The following is a 6,830-nucleotide window of genomic DNA, read 5'->3' as shown; positions in this document are numbered from 1 at the left end:
ACGCCGACGCCGAGCCCATCGCCCGTCCCATCGCCGTGCGGAAGTTGCCACGGAGGCGGCCACCACCACGGGCACGACCATGATCACGACCACGATCATGACCACAGCGGCGATCACGATCATGGCGGCGATCGCAACCACGGTGGCGACCATGACCGCGGCGGCGAGGGCGGGCACGACTGACCGCTTCCCCCCTCGGCAGATCGGCCGTCTTAACGCGCCCGAGCCCGGCCTCCAGATGTGAAATAAACCGCACTTCTGGAGACCTAGCAGCCACCCTGCGTCATCGGGACGGCTGGGCTTTTGGTGTATGCTGGCCCGATGTTTAACGACGCGCGACCGCGCCATGAATGATCCGTATCCCAGTCCGAAGCCAGCCGACAAACCCCGTACGCTGCTGGAACGCCTGACCGACCTCATCTCGCCCGAGCCCGAATCGCGGGCCGAGTTGCTCGAAATCCTCCAAGACGCCCATGCGCGCAGCCTCATCGACGCCGACTCCCTGTCGATGATCGAAGGCGTCTTCCAGGTCTCAGACCTGTGTGCGCGCGACATCATGATCCCGCGCGCGCAGATGGACGCGCTCAACATCGCCGACGCACCATCAGAATTCATCCCCTTCGTGCAGGAAGCCGCGCATTCGCGCTTCCCCGTCTACGAAGGCAGTCGCGACAACATCATCGGCATTCTGCTCGCCAAGGATCTGCTGCGCTTCTATACCGATGAAGACTTCGACGTGCGCGACATGCTGCGCCCGGCCGTATTCATCCCCGAATCCAAGCGACTGAACGTGCTGTTGCGAGACTTCCGCGTCAACCGCAACCACATCGCCATCGTCGTTGACGAATACGGCGGCGTGGCAGGCCTCATCACCATCGAAGACGTGCTGGAGCAGATCGTCGGCGACATTGAAGACGAATACGACTTCGATCAGGAAGAAGACAACATTCTGCCGACCGCCGATGGCCACATGCGCGTGCGCGGCCTGACCGAAATCAGCCAGTTCAACGAAGCCTTCGGCACGCATTTCTCCGACGAAGACGTCGATACCGTGGGCGGGCTGCTGTCCAACCACCTGGGCCGCGTGCCGCACCGGGGCGAAAAGATCGTCATGGGCACGCTGCAATTCGACGTGCTGCGCGCCGATGCGCGCCAGGTGCAGGTGCTGCTCGTGCGCCGCCTCACCACGCCGGCCGGCGGCAATGCCACAGCCGACACCTCTGGTTCTCACCCCGCCTGATCCCTCCGTGCCCGCTCAGTTCTCTTCCCCTGCCGCACCATCCCGTCGGCAGGATGCCCAAGCTGTGCCGCTCGCGCGGCTGCGTTTCGCGATGCCGCTTGCAGCGTTGCTTGGCGTCATGCATACGCTGTCGTTTGCACCGAACCACTGGTGGTGGCTGCAGATCCTCTCGCTCACGGGGCTGGCCGCGCTCGTGCAGCGCGCCGCGCGCCTGCGTGAAGCGGCGTGGGTCGGATATGCGTTCGGGCTCGGCTGGTTCCTGTCGGGCGTCTGGTGGCTCTATATCAGCATGCATGTCTACGGCGACATGCCGGCGTGGATGGGCGCGCTGGCAGTGCTGCTGTTTGCCGGCTACCTGGCGCTGCATCCGGCGCTGGCGGTGTGGGCATGGCAGTGGCTGACGAGACGCGGGCGGTGGTCCGGTACCGCATCCGCGCTCATATTTGGCGCGGCATGGGCCGTCACGGAATGGCTGCGCGGCACAGTCTGGACGGGCTTCCCCTGGATCAACGGGGGCTACGCGCACACCGATGGCCCGCTGGCCGGCTACGCGCCGCTGGTGGGCGTCTACGGCATCGTGCTGATCGCCGCCGTGCTGGCTGGCCTGCTGTGCGTCGCGGCCGAGCGCCGCCTGCATTGGCTGGCGGGCATCGCGGGTGCGCTCGTGCTGGTGGCCGGCTGGCCGCTGCACGGCATTGCGTGGACGCAGCCGGTGGGCAAGCCGATCTCCGTGCGTCTCTTGCAGGGCAACGTGCCGCAGGACGTGAAGTTCCAGCAAACCGGCATCGAGCGCTCGCTGGAGCTGTACACCAAGATGGTCACCGAGAAGCCCGCGCAACTCGTGGTCACACCCGAGACGGCCTTCCCGATCATGATTCAGGAGATGCCGCAGGAGATCGCGCTGGCCCTCCGCACCTATGTGGATACCACCGGCTCCAGCGTGCTGTTCGGCGCCGCCAGCGAGGACTCCCGCGTCGATTACACCAACAGCGTGTTCGGCATCGGCCCGCAATTCCAGGGCGTGTACCGCTACAACAAGCACCACCTCGTGCCGTTCGGCGAGTTCATCCCCTTCGGTTTCCACTGGTTCGTCAACATGATGAACATGCCGCTGGGCGACTTCCGGCGTGGCCTGCCCGTGCAGCCGCCCATGGCGGTGGCCGACCAGCGCGTCGCACCCAACATCTGCTACGAAGATTTGTTTGGCGAGGAAATTGCCGCCTCGCTGCGACATGCGGATCAGCCCGCCACGATGCTCGCCAACGTGACGAACCTGGCGTGGTTTGGCGACACGATCGCGCTGGACCAGCACCTGCAGATCTCGCGCATGCGCGCGCTGGAAACGGGCCGTCCGATGCTGCGCGCCACCAACACGGGGGCGACCGCCGTGGTGCGGCCCGACGGCAGCGTACAGGCCCGTCTACCGGTCTTCACGCTTGGCACATTGCAGACTGACGTGCAAGGCACGCAAGGCCTGACGCCATTCGTGCGGACCGGCAACGCGCCCGCGCTGGGCCTGGGCGCGCTGGTTCTGCTGGTGGCATTCGTGCGCCGCCGCCGGGCTTCGGCAGATTGATCGTTCAGCGTCCGGAGGGCTTTCGAGCCACTTTCCGGAGTCGCTGACAAAAAACGCTAAAATTCAACGTTTACGGCGGGCAGGGAGCCAGGCGCTTCCCGTGCCCGCCGCTGCATTCCACCGTCGCGCGGCGCAACGCACGTTCCGTGCCGCCGCGGACCAACGGGTACCACCATGCTTACCTTCCAGCAACTCATTCTCAAGCTGCAGTCGTACTGGGACGCCCAGGGCTGCGCCCTGCTGCAACCGATCGACCTCGAAGTCGGCGCGGGCACGTCGCACGTGCACACCTTCCTGCGCGCGATCGGCCCGGAGCCGTGGCGTGCCGCCTACGTGCAACCGTCGCGCCGCCCCAAGGACGGCCGCTACGGCGAGAATCCGAACCGCCTGCAGCACTACTACCAATATCAGGTGGTGTTGAAGCCCGCGCCGGAAAACATCCTCGACCTGTACCTCGGTTCGCTGGAAGCGCTGGGCCTGGACCTCAAGCAGAACGATGTGCGCTTCGTCGAAGACGACTGGGAAAACCCCACGCTCGGCGCCTGGGGCCTCGGCTGGGAGGTGTGGCTCAACGGCATGGAAGTCACGCAGTTCACGTACTTCCAGCAAGTTGGCGGCCTGGACTGCAAGCCCGTGACCGGTGAGATCACCTACGGCATCGAGCGCCTGGCGATGTACCTGCAGCAGGTCGAGAACATCTACGACCTGGTCTGGACGGAGTGGGAAGAGCCGGGCCCGAACGGCCCCGTGAAGCGCCGCTTGACCTACGGCGACGTCTATCACCAGAACGAGGTCGAGCAATCGACCTACAACTTCGAACAGGCCGACACGACGGTGCTGTTCCGCCGCTTTGCGGAGCACGAAGCCGAAGCCAAGCGCCTGATGGGCGTACGCGCAGAAGGCGATGCCGCTGCCGAGGGCGACGCACCTGTCGTGCAACTGGCCCTGCCCGCCTACGAGCAAGTGCTCAAGGCCGGCCACACCTTCAACCTGCTGGACGCACGCGGCGCCATTTCGGTGACGGAGCGCGCGGCCTACATCGGCCGCATCCGCAATTTGTCGCGCCTGGTCGCGCAGGCTTACTACGATTCGCGCGAGCGCCTGGGCTTCCCGATGTGCGGCACGGCCGCTGCCGCTGTCAAGACCACGGAGGCCGCATGACGGCCAACCGAGCACGGCGTGGCCTGGCGCTGCTGACGGCAGCGTCCATCGCCGCGCTGACGCTACCGGCGAGCGTTGCCCAAGCGGCGCGGCATCGCACGTCCAAGCCGGCATCGGCGGAGAAGGTTTTTGTCGTGCCCAACACTTTGACGCAGCTTTGCGTGGCCGATTCCAAGCCGCTCCAGCAAGCGCTGAGCGCGGCCTGGACGCCGCCGCCGCCGTCGCTCGATCAATGGACGAGCCTGGTGCGCACGATGGCCTGCGACCTGTCCGGCGCACGGGACCTCGGCTGGCATCGCGTACCGTTGCGCACGTATGCGACGGCACTGCGCTTCCCGCTCACGTGGGTGGAGTGGCAAGGCACCGGCGTCAAGGCACAGCGCCGTGCGCGCGTGTTCCGATCGGCGGGGCAGTTGCCGAGCCGTCTGGAATTCAATGTGTCCGGCACGCTGCAAGAAGTGCGGTACGACGCGCGACGGGGCTTGCTGTCGGCCCGCTTCCTGCGCCGCGATGCTGCCGTGCCCGGCACCACGCCCGCGCCGATTGCACCGCCCCCGCCGCCGGGTCAGTGCGCCGGCACGCAATTGCAGTTTCAGCAGCAGAACGGCGTGTGGCTGCTTTCGGGCGTGGAACCCGTGCCCGGCTCGCCCTGCTGATCACTGAACCGAACCACACAACGTACCGCCGCACCTGATCTGAACACCAAGCGGCGCAGAACAACGACGTCACCGATTCAAACGCTATGTCCACCCTCCTGATCGAACTGCTGACCGAAGAACTGCCGCCCAAGGCGCTGGCCCGCCTGGGCGAGGCGTTTGCACGCGGCCTGTTTGACGGTCTGTCGGCGCAAGGCCTGCTCGAAGAGGGCGCCGCCGTGGAAGGATTTGCCACGCCGCGCCGCCTGGCCGCATCGATCACCGGCGCGCGCCGCACCGCGCCCGATCGCGAACTGCGCGAGAAGGTGCTGCCCGTGACCATCGCCTTCGACGCCGAGGGCAAGCCCGCAGCGCCGCTGGTCAAGAAGCTGGCCGCGCTGGCCAAGACCGTGGGCGTGGAGGTCATCGCCGCTGAATCGCTGGAACGCGGGCCCGACGGCAAGGCCGAAGCGCTGTTTTATCGCTACACCGCACGCGGCGCCGTGCTGGCTGACGGCCTTCAGACTGCACTGTCGCAAACCATCGCCAACCTTCCGATCCCGAAGGTGATGACGTATCAGCGCCCGAACGGCGAGAACGTCCAGTTCGTGCGCCCCGCCCACAAGCTGATTGCGCTGCTCGACAGCGAGGTCATCCCCGTCAGCGCGTTCGGCCTGCAATCGGGCAACGTGACGCTGGGCCACCGTTTCCTGTCGGCGGGCGAAATCGTCATCCAGGACGCCGCGTCGTATGCGAGCACGCTGGAGTCGCAGGGCAAGGTCATCGCCGGCTACGGCAAGCGCAAAGAGGCCATCCGCGCCGAACTGCTCAAGACCGCCGGCGCCGATACGGTAGTCATGCCCGAAGCGCTACTCGATGAGGTGAACGCGTTGGTCGAATGGCCCGTGGTCTACCCCTGCCATTTCGAGGAAGCGTTCCTCGCCGTACCGCAGGAGTGTCTGATCCTGACCATGCAGACCAACCAGAAGTACTTTGCGCTGACCGACGCGCAGGGCCATCTGCGCAACCGCTTCCTGATCGTCTCGAACATCGCCACGGATACACCCGAGGCCATCATTCAAGGCAATGAGCGCGTGGTCCGCCCGCGCCTGGCCGACGCGCGCTTCTTCTTCGAGCAGGACAAGAAGAAGCCGCTGGCCGATCGCGTGCCGCTGCTCTCGCGCGTGGTCTATCACAACAAGATCGGCACGCAACTTGAGCGCGTGTCGCGCCTGCAAGCCATTGCCGGCCAACTGGCCGAGAAGCTCGGCGCGGACGTGGCACACGCCTCGCGCGGCGCGCTGCTGGCCAAAGCCGATCTGCTGACCGACATGGTGGGCGAGTTCCCCGAGCTGCAAGGCACGATGGGGACGTACTACGCCCGACACGACGGCGAACCCGACGACGTGGCGCTGGCCTGCTCCGAACACTACCAACCGCGCTTTGCCGGCGATGCGCTGCCCAGCACCGCCACCGGTACCGTGGTGGCGCTGGCCGACAAGCTCGAAACGCTGGTCGGCATCTGGGGCATCGGCCTGCAACCCACGGGCGAGAAAGACCCGTTCGCGCTGCGCCGCCACGCGCTGGGCATCCTGCGCATGCTGATCGAGAAGCCGCTCGCGCTCACGATTGACGATGCACTGCAGATCGCCGCTGCCAGCTTCGACGGCATCGCCGCCGTCAAACCGAACCTGGCCGCCATCACCGACTTCCTCTACGACCGCCTGCGCGGCTACCTGAAGGACAAGGGCTACAGCACCAACGAGGTCGAAGCCGTGGTGAGTCAGCGCCCGCAGCGCCTAGACGACATCGTCGCGCGCCTAGAAGCCGTACGCGCCTTTGCTGCCCTGCCGCAGGCCGAGGCGCTGGCGGCCGCCAACAAGCGCATCACCAACATCCTGAAGAAAACGGACGTGGCCATTGGTGCCGTGCAGCCGCCACTGCTCAAGGAAGACGCCGAGCGCGCGCTGCACCAATCCGTGGTTTCAGCGGAACCGCAGGTGCACGACGCCTTCGCACGCGGCGATTTCACCACTGCGCTCAAGACGTTGGCCGGTCTGCGCGAAGCGGTCGACACCTTCTTCGACGGCGTGATGGTGATGGCCGACGACACCGCGCTGCGCGACAACCGCCTGGCGCTGCTGGCTGAACTGCACGGACTGATGAACCGCGTGGCGGACATCTCCAAGCTGGCCGCCTGATCGGCACCCCAAGCACC

The 6,830-nt window shown here is 66.2% G+C and carries 5 protein-coding genes; all 5 read left to right on the top strand.

Annotated elements, in window-relative coordinates:
• Positions 1-346 precede the first annotated feature (346 nt).
• The 5 genes from BEK68_RS16240 to glyS all read left to right on the top strand — a co-directional run bounded on the left by BEK68_RS16240 (position 347) and on the right by glyS (position 6,813).
• The gene (locus BEK68_RS16240; RefSeq protein WP_004635518.1) at positions 347-1,240 is read left to right on the top strand and encodes an HlyC/CorC family transporter; all 894 of its coding nucleotides are present in this window, start codon (positions 347-349) and stop codon (positions 1,238-1,240) included.
• Positions 1,241-1,304: 64 nt separating this feature from the next.
• Positions 1,305-2,816, top strand: a complete 1,512-nt coding sequence (lnt, locus tag BEK68_RS16235; protein WP_009239102.1) for an apolipoprotein N-acyltransferase — start codon at positions 1,305-1,307, stop codon at positions 2,814-2,816.
• 174 nt (positions 2,817-2,990) lie between these two features.
• Complete coding sequence (gene glyQ / locus BEK68_RS16230) at positions 2,991-3,977, top strand: glycine--tRNA ligase subunit alpha (protein WP_004635521.1); 987 nt, start codon at positions 2,991-2,993, stop codon at positions 3,975-3,977.
• The gene (locus BEK68_RS16225; protein ID WP_004635523.1) at positions 3,974-4,633 is read left to right on the top strand and encodes a hypothetical protein; all 660 of its coding nucleotides are present in this window, start codon (positions 3,974-3,976) and stop codon (positions 4,631-4,633) included. The genes glyQ and BEK68_RS16225 overlap by 4 nt, the downstream gene beginning before the upstream one ends.
• A gap of 86 nt (positions 4,634-4,719) precedes the next feature.
• Entirely contained in the window at positions 4,720-6,813 is a 2,094-nt protein-coding gene (gene glyS / locus BEK68_RS16220) for a glycine--tRNA ligase subunit beta (protein ID WP_009239103.1), read from the top strand.
• Positions 6,814-6,830: the final 17 nt, after the last annotated feature.

This window comes from Ralstonia pickettii (assembly GCF_001699815.1).
Taxonomy (GTDB): Bacteria; Pseudomonadota; Gammaproteobacteria; order Burkholderiales; family Burkholderiaceae; genus Ralstonia; species Ralstonia thomasii.
This window is presented reverse-complemented; position numbering and strand designations above follow the sequence as displayed.